This is a genomic window from Desulfuromonas sp. CSMB_57, from assembly GCF_020194955.2.
In the GTDB taxonomy this organism is placed as follows: Bacteria; Desulfobacterota; Desulfuromonadia; order Desulfuromonadales; family Syntrophotaleaceae; genus JAFCIY02.
On the sequence record NZ_JAFCIY020000006.1, the window covers coordinates 175450 to 192467 of the forward strand.

Consider the following 17018-nt stretch of genomic DNA (forward strand, 5'->3'; position numbering starts at 1 on the left):
TTTGAGGCTAGTATTATTAAGAGTTGACCGTCGCCCGTGACGGCGTCCGTTCATGATAAAAAGGACTCATGTCCCGCAGCTTCTGCACGATGGGCGGCAAAATGGACAGCAGATGATCCACGTCTGCCTCAGTGTTGTCCGGACCGAGGCCGAAACGGATGGCCGAGTTGGCCATCATGGGGTCGATGCCCATGGCGGAGATCACGTGGGACTGGCTGAAGGCATCGGACATGCAGGCCGAACCCGAGGAGGCCGCCACCCCCTGCATATCCAGGAACAACAGCACCGCCTCCCCTTCGATGTAGGCGAAACTGAGATTGAGGGTGTTGGGCAGGCGCTGGCTGGGATGACCGTTGACCTGGCATTCGGGAATTGCCGCCAGGATGCCCTGTTCCAGACGATCACGCAGGGTCCGCAGGCGCTCGCTGCCCGTCTCCAGTTCCGCCGCGGCCAATTCACAGGCCTTGCCGAGGCCGACGATGCCCGGCAGATTATGGGTACCGGCGCGCCGCCCAAGTTCCTGGTGGCCGCCGTGAATCAGAGCTGTCAGCTTGGTGCCGCGACGTACATACAGGGCGCCGACGCCTTTGGGCGCCCCGAACTTGTGGCCGGAAATGGCCAGCAGGTCGATGCCGGCAGCCTGGACATCGACGGGCAGACGCCCGATGGCCTGCACCGCGTCGGTATGCAACCGCACCTTGTGACGGCGGGCGATGGCGCCGATCTCCTGCAGGGGAAACACGGTCCCGGTTTCGTTGTTGGCCCACATGACCGAGATCAGGATGGTACGCTCGGTAATGGCCGCTTCCAGTTGCCGCAGATCGAACATGCCGTACCCGTCGACCGGCAGGTAGGTGACCTCGAAACCCCTCTTCTCCAGGTACTTGCAGGGATTGAGCACGGACGGATGTTCCACGGCGGTGGTGATGATGTGATTGCCGCGCGACTGCAAGGCTTCGGCCGTGCCCTTGATGGCAAGGTTGTTGCTCTCGCTGGCACAGCTGGTAAAAATGATTTCCGCCGGTTCGCAATTGAGCAAATCCGCCACCTGCCGGCGGGCCTGATCCAGAGCCGATCCGACCTCCCGGCCGGCCCAGTGCAGGCTGGAAGGATTGCCGAAGTGCTCCCGGTAGTAGGGTAGCATGGCTTCCAGTACCGCCGGTCGCACGGCTGTGGTGGCGTTGTTGTCCATGTAGATGCGTTTCACTGCTGTTCCTCCCCCATGCTGAATATATTCGCGCCCCGGGCTTCACTGGTCAGATCGGCCAGGGACATGGATGCCAAAAAGTTACGGATGCGCTGCGCCAGGCCGGCCCAGACCAAGTGGGTCAGACATTGGTCGCCGCAGTTGCAGCGCCCGTTTTCATCCATGCAGGCCACGGGCACCAAGGATTCCTCTACGCATTCGATGATCTCGTGCATGCGGATATCCGCCGCCGGCCGTGCCAGCACGAAACCGCCGCCGGGCCCGCGCACGCTTTCAATAATGCGGCCGCGACGCAGTTTGGCCAGAATCTGTTCCAAAAAGGACAGGGAAATGTCCTCCAGTTCGGCCAGGGTCTTGCTGGAAACCGGATTCCCCTCTCCTTCCAGACAGAGACGGGTCATGGCTCGAACTGCATACTGGGCCTTGGTCGAGATGCGCATGTCAATTGGCCTCCCGCTTTTCGACCGGGGAACCGGTCACCGCCCCCGTGCCCTGTTCCAGTTCCTTGACCCGGCGCTCCAGGCTGCGCAACTGATCCATGAGGCAGGAGATGGCCTTTTCGTCGGGGTCTGGCAACTGACCGTGTTCCAGATCGGTCTGGGCTCCGACCCGTACGCCGTTGGCATACACCACTCGTCCCGGCACACCGACTACCGTCGCGTTGAGGGGCACTTCCTTGACCACCACCGCATTGGAACCGATCTTGCTGTTGTCACCGACCTTGAAGGGTCCGAGAATCTTGGCACCGGAGCCGACAACGACGTTGTTGCCGAGGGTGGGATGGCGCTTCTCCTTGGCCCAGGAGGTGCCGCCAAGGGTCACGCCGTGGTAGAGGGTACAGTCATCCCCGATTTCCGCTGTCTCGCCGATGACGACACCCATGCCATGATCGATGAAGAAACGTCGCCCGATGGTCGCCCCGGGGTGGATTTCAATGCCGGTCAGAAAACGGCACAGATGGGACAGGAAGCGGGCCGCCCAGAACCAGCGGCGGCGCCACAGCCTGTGGCTCAGACGGTAGATGAGCAAAGCATGAAAACCGGGATAGCAGGTCAGAATCTCCACCACGCTGCGCGCTGCCGGGTCCCGTTCGAATACGGTCTGAATGTCTTCCTTGATGGTCTTGAACACAGCCTACTCCCTTGTTTGAGCGGTTCGCATGAATGGCGAACCGCTTTTACAGGAGCAGGGATAACATGTCTGAGCGTTTTTGTCAACTATTATCCTGCCCGACGCTCCTACCGAATCGGGTAGGCCGGCCCGGCCAGAGGCGTGCGCCGCGTCACGCTGACCATCCAGCCGGGTTCATAGGACTGGCCGCAATCCGGGCAGATGAGAATGATGCTGTGGCCCTCCTCGACGGCCTTGAAGGAGACATGAAAGCCACGCCCATAGCGACAACTGGGACAAACGCGAAAATCATGCATGGGACCTCCTGGTGCTGGTTGGTTGACACCCGGTTATCCGGGTAATTCCTCGAACCGGGCCACGGCGCGCCGAAAGCCCTCCGGCAAGCGCACCGGCCGCCGGGTCTGGTAATCGAAGGCGACCAGGGCGGTGGTTCCTTCGGCCACCACCTGCCCCTCCCGGTCGATGCGATAGGCCATCATCATGGAGGAATTTTTCATGGATTCGATGCGCACCCCGATAAGCAGCGGATCGCCATGGAACATCTCGGCCCGGTAACGCACTTGAGCTTCCGGAAGGATGATGCCGCAGCCGCCCAGGTCCAATTCGCTGAAAGGACCCAGTTGACCGAGATAGGCGATGCGGGCCTCCTGGAAAAAATTCAGCACCGCCGAGTTGGCGACGTGACCGCCGTAGTTGATGTCGGCGATGCGCACGGTGTAGGGCATGGTAAAGCGGAAACCTTCCATGACGGAACCTCCAAGACAATTCATGTATTCTGGTTATGCACCTGACTCCAGTAGCGGCCGTTCGTTGTCGTTGTCTTAATCGTAATAGTTTCATGGGCCGATTACGATTACGATTACGATTACGACAAGCGTTCGCTATCGCTTCACTGACTGTGAGGCGAGCTTCTTGCGCCTCCGAATACACATAACATGAGTGAAGTGCATAACCAGATTCAGTATTTACACTTTCCCAAAAACGCGCGGCAGGGCTAACCCCGTTGACAGTGCGGGCAGAAATAACTGCTGCGCTGGCCGATGCGAAGCTGCCGGATTTGGGCGCCGCAACGGAGACAGGGTCGGCCGGCCCGACCGTAGACGGCCAACTGGCGGCTGAAATAGCCCGGGCGGCCCTGCTCATCGGCAAAATCCCGCAGGGTCGTCCCGCCGGCCTCGATGGCGGCATTCAGCACCTGGCGCACAGCTTCCGCCAGGCGCCGGTAACCCTCCTTGCCGATGCGCCCGGCCGGCGTGTTCGGCCGGATCCCGGCCTGAAACAGGGCCTCGCTGGCATAGATGTTGCCGACCCCGACCACGATGCGGGAATCCATGAGAAAGTTTTTGACGGCCACACGACGGCCGCGGGAACGCTGAAACAGCATCTCGCCGCTGAACTCCTCGCCCAGGGGCTCGGGTCCCAGATTTGCCAGCAGGGGATGCCGGGCCGGATCCGCTTCGGTCCAGAGCAGGGCGCCGAAGCGACGCGGATCGTTCAACCGCAGGCAGTTGCCGTCGGCAAGGACGATATCCACGTGGTCATGGGGGCCGGCGGGAATGTGGGCCGGAATCACCCGCACATGGCCGCTCATGCCCAGATGCAGAATCAAACAGCCGCCTTCGTTGGACAGCAGCAGGTATTTTCCTCGCCGCGCCACCTCCCGGAACGGGCGCCCGACCAGAACCTGGTTCAGTTCGGGCGGGAAAGGCCATCGCAACCCGGCAGTGCGTAACACCACCTGGTCGACGGGCCGGCCCAGAATCAGGGGCGCGATGCCGCGGCGCACCGTTTCGACTTCAGGCAACTCGGGCATGGTTAGAAAAACGGCTCTTCGTCAAGAGGCTCGAACAGTTCAAAGCCAGGTTCCCGGACAGCCTCCAGCCCAGACTCGAGGGGTCGCCGGGTTGCGGAATGGAAACGCCAGCCCTGCGGGGTGCGCCGCACCCGGGCCAGTTCAAGACTGGTCTGCCGTTCACCGCGGACCAGCAATTCCAGGACCAAGAGGACCTGGGTCTCGTCGACGGTGGGAGCACGCTGCGCCAGGATGCTGCAGGCCAGGATCGCGAAATTCCCGGCGAGTTCCCGGGCGGCATAATCCAGATACTCCTGTTGTTGGGGAAAAACCTGCAAAAACGGCGCGTCCGGATGGTAGCTGGCGTAAATGAATGGGAAGTCGCCCTCCTGAAAGGCCGCCACCCGTTCCAGGATCAAGGCGCTCGGCGTCAAAGCATCCCAATGCAGCCGGTTGCTGGTTCCGCTTCGAATCATTGCCGCAACCGGGGATCGAGGGCATCGCGCAACCCCTCGCCGAGAAGATTGTAGCCCAGCACCGTCACCAGGATCGCCAATCCTGGAAACACGGACAGCCACCAGGCCGAACCCAGGGTCTGCTTGCCGGCGATGAGCATGTTGCCCCAGGACGGCGTAGGCGGCTGCACGCCGATGCCGAGAAAGGACAGAGCGCTTTCGGTCAGAATCGCCCCGGCCACCCCCAGAGTCACGGAGACCAGCAGCGGCGAAAGGGCATTGGGCAAAATGTGGCGAAAAATGATGCGCCGATCGCGGGCCCCAAGAGCCCGCGCCGCCTGGACGAAATCTCGTTCGCGCAGGGACAGAAATTCAGCCCGCACCAGACGCGCCACCCCCATCCAGCCGGTCAAACCGATGACGATCATGATGTTCCAGATGGAGGGTTCCAAAAAAGCGACCACCGCCAGGATCAGGAAAAAGGTCGGAAAACACAGCATGATATCGACAAAGCGCATGACCACGGCATCCACCCAGCCGCCGTAATAGCCGGCCAGGGCTCCGAACAGGGTGCCGATGGCCGCCGCCAGACCGACGGCGACGAACCCCACCAACAGGGAAATACGCGCTCCGTACATGATGCGGGCCAGGACGTCCCGCCCCAGGTCGTCGGTGCCGAGGGGATATTGCCAGTTGGGCGGCTGCAGACGCAGGGCGATTTCAATCTGGCCGGGATCCCGCCCCGTCAGAGGCGCTGCCAGGGCCAAAGCGAACATGAGCAGCACAATGGCACCGCCGGCCAATGCCAGACGATTCTGGCCCAGCCGGGCCATGAATTCCCCCCGTTGCGAAGGATTATGAATCACCCCTGATGGCTCCTTTTCAAATGAAACGATCAAAATCGCTGCGGGTCAGAATACCCTTTTCCAGCAGCACTTCCAGTAACTGCAGAAAGCGATCGGCCAGATCCTGACGCGGCAGGCCGCCCAGGCTGGAGCAGGCTTCGGCACCGACATCCAGCTGCACTCCGTAACAACGCTCGATGGCGCGCCGGATATCCTCCTCGGCCGCCAGAACCGGTTCGATACGGCAGCCGGTCAGAAAAGCCAGAGCGTCCACGGTGCGTAGATTGGTGGGATCCGCCATGGCCACCTGCAGCGCCGGGCTGCCGTGGGCCAGGCTCCGGCCAATGGGCAGTACCGTGTATTCCATGGCCCGTTCCAAAGGAATGTATGCCAACAATTCACCACCGATGCGGCGCCGCCGCAGATCGACCAGGGGCATTTCCAGCTTTTGTTCCAAAAACTCCAGCAACCGATCTTCCGACACGTAACCGAGCTTTACCAGGGACGAGCCCAACAAGCAACGGCGATTCTTCTGGTGGCACAGGGCCGACCTGAGCTGCTGTCGGGAGATGACCCCTGCCGTCACCAGCATTTCCCCGAGCTTCTGCTGTTTCTCCATCATCACGAAGCCATCCCTCCTGGTCCGCCCAAGCACTCCATGGCACTCCGGCCGCCATCCCTTGCGGCCCCGTCGAAAGACCCTGCATAATTCCGGCGACCCGCGAACGACGCAGGGTGGCCGACCCCCGCCTGCAAAAACCTCAGGAACGACGCCGAATGCGCGGATCGGCCAGGGCGTAGGCCACATCGGCCAACAGATTGCCCAGCAGGGTCAGAACGGCGCCGATGACCAGCACGCCCATGATGAGAGGATAATCACGCATCATGACCCCGTCGAAAAACAGCTTGCCCATGCCGGGAATGGCAAAAATGGTTTCAAAAATGACGCTGCCGCCAATCAACCCCGGAATCGACAGGCCGAGGATGGTGATCACCGGCAAAAGCGCGTTGCGCAAGGCATGGCGCCCGATGACGGTCCGTTCCGGCAGGCCCTTGGCCCGCGCGGTGAGGATGTAGTCCTGGCGAATCACCTCCAGCATGTTGCCGCGCATGTAGCGGGAAAAGCCGGCCAGGCCCCCGAAGGCGGAGACAAAAACCGGCAGCACCAGGTGCCGGAGCAGATCCTGCAACTGGCGCCCCCAGTCCAGATATTCATACCCGAAGGAGCGCAGACCGGCAATGGGCAACCAGCCGAGACGCACTCCGAACAGATCCATCAGCAACAGGGCCAGCCAGAAAGAGGGGGTGGCAAAACCAATGAACACCCCGACGGTGGTCAGGCGGTCGAAGGTCGAATTGCGCCACACCGCGGACAGAATGCCGATGGGCACGGCGACCATCAGGATCAGGCCGATGGAGAGCAGATTGATGCTGATGGTCACGGGCAGTCGTTCGGCGATTTTTTCGGCCACCGGGCGGCGATCCTGGGCGAAGGATTCGCCGAAGTCGAGTCGCGCCAGACGTCCCAACCATCTGCCGTATTGCACCAGCAGGGGTTGGTCCAGATCGTACTGGGCCCGCAGGCGTTCGCGCAGTTCGGCGCTGACCTCGGGATTGAGCTGGGTCTGAAGATCCGTCGGCTCCCCGGGAGCGAGGTGGATGACGGTGAAGGAGATCAGGGTGATGCCGAGCAGCAAGGGCACCATCATCACGATCCGTCTGGCAATTTCAGCAACCATGATTCTGTCCTAACGCTGATACTTCTGTTCCTGGGGCGGAACCTGCCAGTGAATGAAATTATGCATGATGCCCGCCGGGGCCGGATCGATACCGCGAAACCGGGCGGCCACCGCCGGCAGGGAATCGGGAACGAACAGGAACAGGTAGGGCTGCTCCTCGGCCAGGATTTCCTGAAAGCGGTGATAGTGGCGTTGCCGTGCCTGCTCGTCGAGGGTATGCCGCCCCTGCTCCAGCAGTCGGTCGACCTCCTTGTTTCGGAAGCCGATGAAATTCAGCTCGCCGGGCCGCGTCTGGCTGGAATGCCAGACATTGAAGGCGTCCGGGTCGATGGGAATGGTCCAGCCCATGATGGTGGCGTCGAAATTGCCCGGATTGAGAAATTCCTTGAGGAAGGTGGCCCATTCCAGCACCCGCAGGCGGACATCCACGCCGATCTCGCGGAACCGGCGCTGGATGATTTCTCCGGCCTTGATGCGCTGATCGTTGCCCTGGTTGGTCAGGATGGTGAAGGCGAAGGGGCGGCCGTCCCGGTCGAGAATACCGTCGCCGTCCGTATCCCGCCAGCCGGCTTCGGCCAGCAGTTGCCGGGCCCGCTCGGGGTCGTAGGGGTAGCGGCGCACGTCGGGATTGTGGGGCCAGGTGCCGGGCTTGTAGGGACCCGTGGCCTCCTGGCCCAGTCCCAGCAGGACGCCGTCGATGAGTTCCTGCTTGTCGACGGCGTGGGCCAGGGCCTGGCGTACCCGCCGGTCCTGAAACAGGGGCCGGCGCAGATTGAAGCCGAGATAGGTGTAGCTGAAGGACGGATAGCGATACTTGTTGAAGGCGCGACGAAAAGCCGGGGTATCGGTCTGCATGGCGTACTGGATAGGAGAGAGGCCCATGAAATCAAGCCCCCCGGAGCGCAGTTCGAGAAACATGGTGGAAGGATCGGGGACGATGCGATACACCACCCGATGCAGACCGGGCGCTCCTTCGAAGTAATCGGGATTGGCTTCCAGGACGATTTTCTGGCCGGGGACCCATTCTACGAACCGGAAGGGTCCCGTGCCGACGGGCGCCCGGCTCAAGGGGCTGCGCAAGACATCCCGGCCTGCCAAAAGATGGCGCGGATGAATGGGAAAGCCCCAGCTGATGAGAGCACTGGCCAGGGGCTGGGCGTAGTGGACGCGAAAAGTGTGGGGATCGGGAGCTTCGGCGCGCTGCACCTGGAGGTAGCGGTCGGCGTAGGCGGTGGGAACCTTCGGATCGACCAGCAGTTGATAGGTAAACAGCACGTCGGCGGAGGTGAAGGGCGTCCCGTCATGCCATCTGACACCGCGCCGCAGGTGAAAGGTGATGGTCCGGTTGTCCGGCGAAACGGACCAGGATTCGGCCAGTTCCCCCTCCAATTGGAGATTCTTGTCATAGCGCACCAGGCCGTTGTAAACCAGTCCGCTGATATCGGAAGAAGCCGAATCCGAGGCCAGCACCGGCAGCAGGTTGCTGGCATCACCGATGGTCCCCATCAGAATGGTATCCCCGACCACCCGCTCGGCGGCCGGCTCGGACGCGCCGCGACGGCACCCGGGAAAAATGGAGAACGACAAAAAAATAATTATAAAAAAAGACCGCATATCAATATGATTTCCCATAAAAGCTCACATCGGATCTCATCTTTGCCAAGACCGCTTATGGCAGGGGTTCCACATTGACACCGGCCGGAGGCGTCAACCGGAACCGCTCTGCCGGCAGGGTGGTGTTGATTTTCACCTCGGACAACTGCAGTTGCACGTCGGTTTCGGCACTCGGCCATTCCAGCCGCATGCTGAGGGGCAGATCATCCTCCGGGCGGAAATCGTCATAGCCGACCCGCCACAGCAACACCCCGTTGCGTTCGAACTGTGCCGTGCGCAAGCGTTTCCGGCCGTCCAGAAGCAGGCTCTGCAGGCCGCCGCCGGCGGTCGGCAGCACCAATAGGTAGCGGTCTTCCCGCACCTCGACGCGCGCCGCCGAGGCATCCGCCAGGGGTACGTCGTGCAGCATCAGGCGCACCAGTTCGGCCGGTGCCAGGGGCACTCGAATCAGGCGCTGCAGATTATCCGGCGTTGCGGCGCCGGTGAGAAAGCGTTTTTCCCCTGGCAGAAAAGCTGTCAGGATGCCCTCTCCCGCAGCGACGGTCAGCACCGTCTGCCCCAGGGGACCGAGAACCTCGGCCCGCAGGCGATCGGGACGCGTCACCAGCAGTACCTGCCGGGCCGACTGAGTGCGACCGGCGACGGTCACCCGAATTCGTCCCAGGCCCTGCAACGCTTCGAAGCGCCCGGCCCGCAGTTCCAGACCGTGCAGCAGCTCCTGTGCCGATACCGCCGGCAAGGGTTCCACGGGCGGTTTCGCCGGCACCGCGCACCCCCCCAGCACGAAAACCAGCAGCCAGCCAACCAGATAGCACCCCATGGATAGGCTCCGGCATCGGCATCGCCTGGGGATGGTTTCAGGACCCGGGCAGGGCATCGAGTTTCTGTTTGACTTGTTCGGCATCGGGTTTCAGTTCCAAAACGCGGCGATAGCTGCTGCGGGCGCGATCATACAATTTCAGGGCCCGATACAGATCGCCGAGATGTTCGAGGATGACGGGATCGTTAGGCAGCAGGGCGGCGGCGGCCTCGAGCTCGCCGCGGGCCTCGGCATAGCGTCCCAGGCGGAAATAGACCCAGCCGAGGGTATCCAGGATATGGCCTTCATTGTTGAGTGCCACCGCCTTGCGCGCCAGAATCAGGGCTTCCTCGAGATTAACGCCCTGCTCGGCATAGGTATAGGCGATGAAATTCATGGCTTCGGCATGTTCCGGGTCGAATTGCAGGGCTTTGCGCATGGCAGCCATGGCCCCATCCCGGTCACCCCGTTTTTCCTGCAGCAGCCCTATGTGATAGATCAAATCGGCATTTTCCGTAAATCGGGCCTGCCCTTGTTCCAGCCACCGGGCCGCCTTGTCCAACTCTCCCCGGGACTCGTACAGGCCGGAAAGAAAAATGAACAGCTGCGGGTGCCCCGGGTGCTGCTTCAGCCGCTCTTCCAGCAAAGTGATCGCTTCGTCACTGCGCTGCTGGGCGTAAAGCAGATAAGCCAGATGGCTGGTAGCATCGGCAAACAGCTCGGAGCCTTCCGGAACCTGACGAAAAGCGTCCAGAGCGGCCGGGAAGTTTTCCTGCCGCTCCAGTGCCAATCCATAGTAAAACCAGCTTTCCCGCACCTCCGGCGCCAGCTCCAGCAAGAGTTGAAAAGCCCCGGCGGCAGCCGCCCAATCGCCCCGATCGAGATACAGCAACCCGGCCAGGCGCTGTACCGCCGCCTCGTCGGGGGCCAGCCGCAACAGCTCCTGCATTTCGGCCAGCGCCTCATCACTGCGATTCAAGCGTACCAGCAGACGCACCAGTTGCTGCCTGAATACACTCTCCTCGGGGTTGTTGCGAATGCCCATCCGGAAAACTTCGACGGCTTGGTTCGGCGCCCCCTGCTGCAGGTGAAGATTGCCCAACTCGACATAACCGGCCACCATCTCGGGGTGCAGCCGGATCATCTCCTGGTAGGCCTCCTTGGCCAGCACGGTCAAGCCGATGCGATGATACAGCCGGCCCAAGGCCAGTCGGCCGGTCACGGACTCGGGCTGTTGCTGCAACAGGCGTTTCAACACCTCGGTGGCCGCCGCGGCGTCGTCATTGCGCAGGTGGGCGACACTCAGTTCCAAATAGACCTGTTCCTGGGAGGGGTCCAATTCCAGAGCGCGTTGCAGCTTTTCAATGGCTTGCGGGTATTTTCCCTGATTAAAAAAGATATTGCCGAGAAAAAGATGTCCCTCCAGATAATCCGGCTGCTGTACCAGAGCCTCCTCCGCTGACCGGACCGCCCTCCGTTCGTCATCCTGCACCAGATATAATTCGGCCAGACCCAGACGCAGGTATGCGGAACGGGGATCGGCCGCAACCGCCGCTTCCAGGGCCTTGGCCGCGGCAGGAAAATTGCCTTCAAGGGCCAGCAGCCGAGCGACGGAAAAATGCAGCAGGGCCGCTTCCTGGTTGCCGGACCGCTGGCTGCGGACCAAGGGCCGGGAAGCGGCCGTGGCAGAGTTGACAGGGGTGGCACATCCGGGCAAACAGAGCAACACCGCGGAACAGAGGACAAGTCTGGTAAGCATCAAAAGCCCCCATCGGGCAAGGGAGGAAAACCGGAGGCAGTGACTTTTGGAAAATGCCTTGGCTGCAGACCCGGCAGCATGGCTGTCCATCGCACCGGACCGTTGGTTGATTGTGAAGTTAACATACCATACCTGGAGCGTCAATGTCCTTGCCGGACACAAAAAGCTTTCCCATCCCCCCCGGTCATGTGCTAAAGTCTAGTGCAATATCGACTATTTACAATCAGGAGTCGGAATGGACCCGCAGACCTTGCATCGCGCCATGCTGCTGCCACGCACCTATCCCGGCGAACCGGGACCGGTCCGGTTTCGGGAAACGCATGTTTCCCGTCTCTACTTTGTCGGCGATCTGGTTTACAAGGTAAAAAAACCCGTCGATTTCGGATTTCTCAATTTCACCAGCCTGGATCGCCGCAAATTCTACTGTCATGAAGAAGTGCGTCTCAACCGGCGTTTCAGCCCCGGCGTTTATCTTGACGTGGTCGAGATCCGTTTGAACGGCAGGCGCATCTGCGTGGGCGGTTCGGGCCGCATCATCGATTATGCGGTACGCATGAAACGGCTGCCCGAGGCGGCCATGCTGTCCTATCTGCTGGAACGTCAGGACCCGTCTCTGCCGGAACGCATGACCAGGCTGGCCGGCCATCTGGCCGCCCTGCACGCCGGCCTGGAGCCCCATCGCGAACCATCGGGGTCGTCCCACCTGGATGTAGTCAACCACAACTGGGAGGAGAATTTCACCCAGACAGAGCCGTTTATCGGGCGCACCCTTACCGCCGCAACTCACTCCCGGCTGTCGGCCCATATCCGGGAGTTCCTCGCCCGGCAGGCGAATCTCATCCTCAACCGTGAGCAACAGGGCTGGGTTCGGGACGGCCACGGGGACCTGCATTGCGAGCATATCTGCTTTCTCGATCCGGACATCGTCATCTACGATTGCATCGAGTTCAATCGACGCTTCCGGATCGCGGACGTTCTCGCCGATCTGGCCTTTTTGCTCATGGACCTGGAATATCGGGGCCGTCCCGACCTGGCCGACCTGGTCCGACGGAACTATCTCGGCGTCGAGGCGCAACAGGATGCCGACATCCGTTCTCTGCTGCGATTTTACCAGATCTACCGGGCCTACGTGCGCGGCAAGGTGGAGTCTTTTCTGTTCGCCGACCCCAATGCCGGCGAACCCGCCCGCCAGGTCGCCGCGGCACGTGCCCGGCGCTATTTCCAGTTGGCGCTGGGCTACCTCTGTCCGGCGTCCCTGATCATGACCTGCGGCCTGATGGGCAGCGGCAAGACCACCCTCGCCCGCCACCTGGCAGGCGCTCTGGCGGCGCCGCTGTTGCGCTCGGATCAGCTACGCAAGGAGCGTTTTGCCGTTGCCGCCGGGCAGGGGCGTGACGATGCCTTCAACCGCGGTCTCTACCAGCCGGATATTACCCGCCGCACCTACCAGGAACTGCTGGAAAGGGCCGGCGCCGTGCTGGCGGAAGGACGCACGGTGGTCATCGACGCGTCCTTCGCCCGTCGCCAGGAACGCGACGCCTTCCGCCAGGCCGCCCGGGAAGCCGGCATCCCGACATGGCTGCTGTTCATGGATTGTGACCGGGATACCGCCCTGCAGCGCCTGGCGCAGCGTCAGCAGACAGGCCAGGATCTGTCCGATGGCCGCCCGGCCTTGTATGATGCCCAGGCCGCCTGTTTCGAAACTCCTGCCGAGGGTCCCGGAGTCCTGCACCTCGATGCCGGGAGACCGGTCGAGATCCTTGCCGAGGAGGTTCTGGAAGCCATGTTGGCGGCAAGGTCAGGGGCCGCCGAATGATGGTTCGGCACCCATTATCCGCCATGGCATGCTATGCTTTGCAGAGCCCGACCAAAAAAGTCATGACGTCATTTCATGTCATCGCAACAAGGGGTCATAAATGAATCTGCAAATTGAAAATCTCGGTGATATTGTCGTTATCGGTCTTCGGGAAGAACGCCTGGATGCCCATAACAGCACGGACTTGAAAAGCCAGATGCTCAACCTGCTGGAAACCGGCCATACGCACCTGGTCGTAGATCTTCAGGATGTGCGCTTCGTGGACTCATCGGGGCTGGGCGCCCTGGTATCAGGATTCAAAAATGCCACCGCCCGCAATGGCGCCCTGAAACTATCCAGCCTGCAGCCCCAGGTTCAATCCATGTTCGAACTGACCCGACTGCATCGGGTGTTTGAGATTTTCCCCAATATCGACCTGGCCGCGGCAAGTTTTCAGGGCTGAAGGCCACCGGGGGCATCATGGAGGAGCGCATCGAACTCGACATCCGGGTTCCCAATTCCACCTGTTACCTGGGAATGATCGGCCATATCGGCGAAGCCATGGCCCGTACCTTGCGGGATTACCATGGCGATCGGGAGGAACTGGCCTACCACCTGAACCTGGTGCTCACCGAAGCCACCGCCAACGCCATGAAGCACGGCCGGAGTCAGATCCCGGAAACGCCCCTGCGCATCACCATCACTGTCGCCGGCAACTGCCTCGTCATCAGGGTTTTTGATCAGGGGCGCGGCTTCGATTTTGCCGCCCTGCCCTGCCAGGACGAGCACAATCTGCCGGAACATGGCCGGGGTCTGTTCATTATCCGGACCCTCATGGACCGGGTCTGTTACCGGAAATCCAACGGCGGCCACGTGCTGGAAATGGAAAAAAAGCTGGACTGATTTCCGCCCTGCCAGACCATGGCGGCGCGTCCCCCACCGTCACGACTGCGACTTGCGCCGCGCCAGAAATCCCAGACCACCCAAACCGAATGCAATCATGGGCAGCGACAGCCATTGGCCCATGGTCCAACCCGCCGCCAGCAAACCGAGATGGGCATCGGGTTCCCGGAAAAATTCCATGGCCCAGCGGAACACTCCGTAAAGCAGAAAAAAGGTGAAAAATGCCGTTCCCGTTCGCGCCTGCCGGCGATGCAACAGCCAGAGCACCGCAAACAGCAGCACCCCTTCCAGGCCGGCCTGGTACAACTGGCTGGGATGGCGCGGCAAAGGACCGCCATCGCGAAACACCATGCCCCAGGGCATGGTGGTGGTGCGCCCCCACAACTCCCCGTTGATGAAATTTCCCACCCGGCCCAACCCCAGACCCACCGGCGCGGCCGTCACCAGCAGATCGCCGATAGCCAAGGGGTTTTGCCGGTAGCGCCAGCAGAAATAGCAGGCGCCGGCGATGACCCCGAGCAAGCCGCCGTGAAAGCTCATGCCCCCCTGCCAGACCGCCAGAAGTTCCAAGGGATGACGCAGGTAATAGGCCAGATCGTAGAATAAAACATATCCGAGACGGCCGCCGAGCACCACCCCCAGAACGGCGTAGAACATGAGGTCGGAAAGGGCGTCCTTGCTCAAGTCAATGCGCCGCCAACGTGCCAGATGGCGGATAATGAAGTAGCCGGCAGCGAAACCCGCCAGATACATGACACCGTACCAGCGAATCGCCAAGGGGCCGATTTGAATGATGACGGGATTGATTTCAGGATGAACCAGCATGAATCCTCTCTTCTTCGTTTCGCATGTTCGGGAATAGCAGAATACCTGACCACCAACACCGGCCCCGGAAATCCGGCCGCATCACATCCCCAATTCAATCGGCAACGGACCGCCATTGCAGGGATACCTCCTCAGCAACCGTTCCAGGTCTTCCGGCAGGGGCGCGGTCAGCGTCAAGACCCGTTGGGTCACGGGATGGCGCAGCTGCATTTGCCAGGCATGCAGCATCTGCCGCGGGACGGGTGCATCCCGCCAGGATGACGGCCCACCGTAGCGAGCATCGCCGAGGAGGGGGTGGCCGGCTTCGGAGAAATGTAACCGAATCTGATGGGAACGACCAGTCGGAATTTCGACAGCCACCAGATCCGCATCGCCCCATGACGCCAGGACCCGATAGCGGGTAATGGCCAACTTGCCGCCCCGTGCCACGGAGGTCATAAGATTGCTGCTGTGTTTGCGGGCTATGGTCGAGCGAAATTCACCGACCGGTTCCGCCAGACCACCCCGGACCATGGCCAGATAACGCTTGGTCACCTGTCCTTCGGCGAACTGCCGCGTCAGGGGACCATGGGCCTTGGGATGGATGGAAAAAACCAGCAGGCCGGAGGTGTCACGATCCAGGCGCTGAACCATGCCGAGGCCGGGCTTGTCCAATGGCCGGTTGGGATTGGACAGATAATTCAACAGCGCTTCGTAAAGGGTCCCCTTGTAGCGTGCCGGTGTCGGCTGGGTGGCCACCCCGGCAGGTTTGTTGATGGCAATGAGGTAACCGTCCCGAAACAGCACCAGGGACTCATCCAGGACAAAAGGCTCGCCGCCGTCATCGAGAAAGACCTCGATAGCCGACCCGGCATTCAATACCTGCCCGCAGCGACGCTGGCGGCGGCCATCGAGGTGCACGCCGCCAATATCGATGATGCGACGAATCTGACCCCGGGAAAAGCCGTTCATGGCTCCGGCCAAAAACCGGTCCAGGCGCTCGCCATGGTTCTGCGGATCAACAGTCAGGCGAAAAACGTTTTGTTTCATCTCAGGATTTTGCTTTCCCCGCGCCCACCCGCAGGAAACTGCCGCTGCAGATGAAAAAGCTATGTGCCACGGTTCGATTGTCTCGGCAGGTGAGCACCATAAAAAAAGATGACGACAATTTGACAACCGCCGATTCCTTGTTAGTATACCAACACGCAGGGCGCTACAGCCCGCGACGAATCTGGGATGACCGGCATACTTTCAAAAAGCTGACCAACACACCTTCAAGGAGCACCTGATCCTGGCCGTGGTGTGCCAGCCCACCGCGCAGTGGGACGCCTGAAATGGCCGTCAGGGCTCGAAAGCTATGGCGACCGGTCGCCTTTTGCGGTAAAGCCGGCATCCCGGAGCCATTCAGGTATCGGCAGACCTGACACACCAAGGGCCTCGTTCCGCCGGAACGAGGCCCTTGGACGTTTCAAGTTGTTATCAACGTCATGCTTCCAGGATATGTCTGGCCAGGACAAAGCAGGTGAAGGTTCCTTCGAACACCGTCTTCTCTCCGTCCATGACGCGGCAGTGCACTTGCCGCTTTTTTCCGGCCGTCTCGACCATTTCGGCCCGGGCCTCCAGTTCCGCCCCGACCCGCACCGGCGCCAAAAACCGAACCTCGGCCCCGCCGAGAACCACATGGGGATCATTGACCGCCAGCATGGCCGCGAAATCGGCAAGTCCGAAGGTAAACCCGCCATGAACCAGGCCCTTTTCGTCGGCCGCCATTTCCGGGCGGGTCAGCAGGCGCGCTACGGCCCGTCCTTCCGCCAACGTCACGCTACGTCCGACCCATTCCGGGGAAATCGCCAAATGCGTGTTGACATCCATGGGCTACTCCAGGTCAACGCGTTCGCGAAGTTCTTTTCCGGTTTTGAAGAATGCGGTTTTTTTGACGGGAATGGAAACCACTTCCCCGGTTTTTGGGTTGCGGGCCTCGCGGGCATCCCGCACCCTTACGGTAAAGGACCCGAACCCGCGGATTTCGACCCGCTCGCCCTCCACCAGGGCATCACGAATGCTGTCCAGCAGGGTATTGACCACCATTTCCGATTCGCGCTTGCTGAGCAGACCGTTCTCAACAGAAAGCTTTTCGATCAATTCACTTTTGGTCATGCAGCACACCCCTCCGAA

Annotated in this window: 20 protein-coding genes; 3 read left to right on the plus strand and 17 right to left on the minus strand. The window is 61.3% G+C overall.

Features of this window, described 5'->3' with window-relative positions; all coding sequences use genetic code 11:
* Positions 1–16 precede the first annotated feature (16 nt).
* From nifS to JQN68_RS02855, 13 genes are all read right to left on the minus strand, one after another.
* A complete protein-coding gene (nifS, locus tag JQN68_RS02795; RefSeq protein WP_225071805.1) occupies positions 17–1207 on the minus strand; it encodes a cysteine desulfurase NifS in 1191 nt (396 codons plus the stop codon).
* Complete coding sequence (locus tag JQN68_RS02800) at positions 1204–1647, minus strand: RrF2 family transcriptional regulator (RefSeq protein WP_225071804.1); 444 nt, start codon at positions 1645–1647, stop codon at positions 1204–1206. The genes nifS and JQN68_RS02800 overlap by 4 nt, the downstream gene beginning before the upstream one ends.
* 1 nt (position 1648) lies before the next feature.
* The gene (gene cysE / locus JQN68_RS02805) at positions 1649–2338 is read right to left on the minus strand and encodes a serine O-acetyltransferase (protein WP_225071803.1); all 690 of its coding nucleotides are present in this window, start codon (positions 2336–2338) and stop codon (positions 1649–1651) included.
* Between the two features lie 107 nt (positions 2339–2445).
* A complete protein-coding gene (locus JQN68_RS02810; protein ID WP_225071802.1) occupies positions 2446–2634 on the minus strand; it encodes a hypothetical protein in 189 nt (62 codons plus the stop codon).
* 33 nt (positions 2635–2667) lie between these two features.
* Positions 2668–3084 (minus strand): acyl-CoA thioesterase, encoded by a 417-nt coding sequence (locus JQN68_RS02815; protein ID WP_225071801.1) that lies wholly within the window; start codon positions 3082–3084, stop codon positions 2668–2670.
* Between the two features lie 248 nt (positions 3085–3332).
* Positions 3333–4151 carry a bifunctional DNA-formamidopyrimidine glycosylase/DNA-(apurinic or apyrimidinic site) lyase gene (gene mutM, locus JQN68_RS02820; protein ID WP_225071800.1) on the minus strand — a complete coding sequence of 273 codons (819 nt, stop codon included), beginning with the start codon at positions 4149–4151 and terminating at the stop codon, positions 3333–3335.
* A 2-nt stretch (positions 4152–4153) separates the two neighbouring features.
* Positions 4154–4606 carry a YchJ family metal-binding protein gene (locus JQN68_RS02825; RefSeq protein WP_225071799.1) on the minus strand — a complete coding sequence of 151 codons (453 nt, stop codon included), beginning with the start codon at positions 4604–4606 and terminating at the stop codon, positions 4154–4156.
* Positions 4603–5451 carry an ABC transporter permease gene (locus JQN68_RS02830; protein ID WP_349632292.1) on the minus strand — a complete coding sequence of 283 codons (849 nt, stop codon included), beginning with the start codon at positions 5449–5451 and terminating at the stop codon, positions 4603–4605. Before JQN68_RS02830 ends, JQN68_RS02825 begins: the two co-directional genes overlap by 4 nt.
* A gap of 16 nt (positions 5452–5467) precedes the next feature.
* On the minus strand, positions 5468–6052 hold the full coding sequence (locus tag JQN68_RS02835) for a GspE/PulE/PilB domain-containing protein (RefSeq protein ID WP_225071823.1): 585 nt from the start codon (positions 6050–6052) through the stop codon (positions 5468–5470).
* Positions 6053–6191: 139 nt separating this feature from the next.
* The gene (locus tag JQN68_RS02840) at positions 6192–7169 is read right to left on the minus strand and encodes an ABC transporter permease (RefSeq protein WP_225071798.1); all 978 of its coding nucleotides are present in this window, start codon (positions 7167–7169) and stop codon (positions 6192–6194) included.
* Positions 7170–7178: 9 nt separating this feature from the next.
* Positions 7179–8783: a peptide-binding protein gene (locus JQN68_RS02845; protein ID WP_225071797.1), complete on the minus strand. Its 1605-nt coding sequence runs from the start codon at positions 8781–8783 to the stop codon at positions 7179–7181.
* A gap of 55 nt (positions 8784–8838) precedes the next feature.
* Entirely contained in the window at positions 8839–9603 is a 765-nt protein-coding gene (locus JQN68_RS02850) for a LolA family protein (RefSeq protein WP_225071796.1), read from the minus strand.
* Positions 9604–9640: 37 nt separating this feature from the next.
* Positions 9641–11341 carry a tetratricopeptide repeat protein gene (locus JQN68_RS02855; protein WP_225071795.1) on the minus strand — a complete coding sequence of 567 codons (1701 nt, stop codon included), beginning with the start codon at positions 11339–11341 and terminating at the stop codon, positions 9641–9643.
* A gap of 235 nt (positions 11342–11576) precedes the next feature.
* Between JQN68_RS02855 and JQN68_RS02860 the strand changes: the two genes are divergently transcribed.
* The 3 genes from JQN68_RS02860 (at position 11577) to JQN68_RS02870 (ending at position 14039) form a co-directional block, all read left to right on the plus strand.
* Positions 11577–13157: a bifunctional aminoglycoside phosphotransferase/ATP-binding protein gene (locus tag JQN68_RS02860; RefSeq protein ID WP_225071794.1), complete on the plus strand. Its 1581-nt coding sequence runs from the start codon at positions 11577–11579 to the stop codon at positions 13155–13157.
* 100 nt (positions 13158–13257) lie between these two features.
* Positions 13258–13599: an STAS domain-containing protein gene (locus JQN68_RS02865; protein WP_225071793.1), complete on the plus strand. Its 342-nt coding sequence runs from the start codon at positions 13258–13260 to the stop codon at positions 13597–13599.
* 17 nt (positions 13600–13616) lie between these two features.
* Positions 13617–14039, plus strand: coding sequence for an ATP-binding protein (locus tag JQN68_RS02870; protein WP_225071792.1), 423 nt, complete (start codon positions 13617–13619; stop codon positions 14037–14039).
* A 39-nt stretch (positions 14040–14078) separates the two neighbouring features.
* Here JQN68_RS02870 and lgt read toward each other — a convergent pair whose 3' ends face one another.
* From lgt to JQN68_RS02890, 4 genes are all read right to left on the minus strand, one after another.
* Positions 14079–14861, minus strand: a complete 783-nt coding sequence (gene lgt / locus JQN68_RS02875) for a prolipoprotein diacylglyceryl transferase (RefSeq protein WP_225071822.1) — start codon at positions 14859–14861, stop codon at positions 14079–14081.
* Positions 14862–14945: 84 nt separating this feature from the next.
* Positions 14946–15893: an RluA family pseudouridine synthase gene (locus tag JQN68_RS02880; RefSeq protein WP_225071791.1), complete on the minus strand. Its 948-nt coding sequence runs from the start codon at positions 15891–15893 to the stop codon at positions 14946–14948.
* A 435-nt stretch (positions 15894–16328) separates the two neighbouring features.
* On the minus strand, positions 16329–16715 hold the full coding sequence (locus JQN68_RS02885; protein ID WP_225071790.1) for a PaaI family thioesterase: 387 nt from the start codon (positions 16713–16715) through the stop codon (positions 16329–16331).
* 3 nt (positions 16716–16718) lie between these two features.
* Complete coding sequence (locus tag JQN68_RS02890) at positions 16719–17000, minus strand: integration host factor subunit beta (RefSeq protein WP_225071789.1); 282 nt, start codon at positions 16998–17000, stop codon at positions 16719–16721.
* Positions 17001–17018 lie beyond the last annotated feature (18 nt).

Bases quoted from the DNA above. Each gene is read 5' to 3' on its own strand.
- JQN68_RS02825 (WP_225071799.1), bottom strand. From the start codon at position 4,606: ATGATTCGAAGCGGAACCAGCAACCGGCTGCATTGGGATGCTTTGACG.
- JQN68_RS02835 (WP_225071823.1), bottom strand. From the start codon at position 6,052: ATGATGGAGAAACAGCAGAAGCTCGGGGAAATGCTGGTGACGGCAGGG.
- JQN68_RS02870 (WP_225071792.1), top strand. From the start codon at position 13,617: ATGGAGGAGCGCATCGAACTCGACATCCGGGTTCCCAATTCCACCTGT.
- mutM (WP_225071800.1), bottom strand. From the start codon at position 4,151: ATGCCCGAGTTGCCTGAAGTCGAAACGGTGCGCCGCGGCATCGCGCCC.
- JQN68_RS02865 (WP_225071793.1), top strand. From the start codon at position 13,258: ATGAATCTGCAAATTGAAAATCTCGGTGATATTGTCGTTATCGGTCTT.
- JQN68_RS02890 (WP_225071789.1), bottom strand. From the start codon at position 17,000: ATGACCAAAAGTGAATTGATCGAAAAGCTTTCTGTTGAGAACGGTCTG.
- JQN68_RS02855 (WP_225071795.1), bottom strand. From the start codon at position 11,341: ATGCTTACCAGACTTGTCCTCTGTTCCGCGGTGTTGCTCTGTTTGCCC.
- JQN68_RS02850 (WP_225071796.1), bottom strand. From the start codon at position 9,603: ATGGGGTGCTATCTGGTTGGCTGGCTGCTGGTTTTCGTGCTGGGGGGG.
- JQN68_RS02845 (WP_225071797.1), bottom strand. From the start codon at position 8,783: ATGCGGTCTTTTTTTATAATTATTTTTTTGTCGTTCTCCATTTTTCCC.
- JQN68_RS02840 (WP_225071798.1), bottom strand. From the start codon at position 7,169: ATGGTTGCTGAAATTGCCAGACGGATCGTGATGATGGTGCCCTTGCTG.
- JQN68_RS02815 (WP_225071801.1), bottom strand. From the start codon at position 3,084: ATGGAAGGTTTCCGCTTTACCATGCCCTACACCGTGCGCATCGCCGAC.
- JQN68_RS02800 (WP_225071804.1), bottom strand. From the start codon at position 1,647: ATGCGCATCTCGACCAAGGCCCAGTATGCAGTTCGAGCCATGACCCGT.
- JQN68_RS02810 (WP_225071802.1), bottom strand. From the start codon at position 2,634: ATGCATGATTTTCGCGTTTGTCCCAGTTGTCGCTATGGGCGTGGCTTT.
- JQN68_RS02885 (WP_225071790.1), bottom strand. From the start codon at position 16,715: ATGGATGTCAACACGCATTTGGCGATTTCCCCGGAATGGGTCGGACGT.
- JQN68_RS02860 (WP_225071794.1), top strand. From the start codon at position 11,577: ATGGACCCGCAGACCTTGCATCGCGCCATGCTGCTGCCACGCACCTAT.
- JQN68_RS02880 (WP_225071791.1), bottom strand. From the start codon at position 15,893: ATGAAACAAAACGTTTTTCGCCTGACTGTTGATCCGCAGAACCATGGC.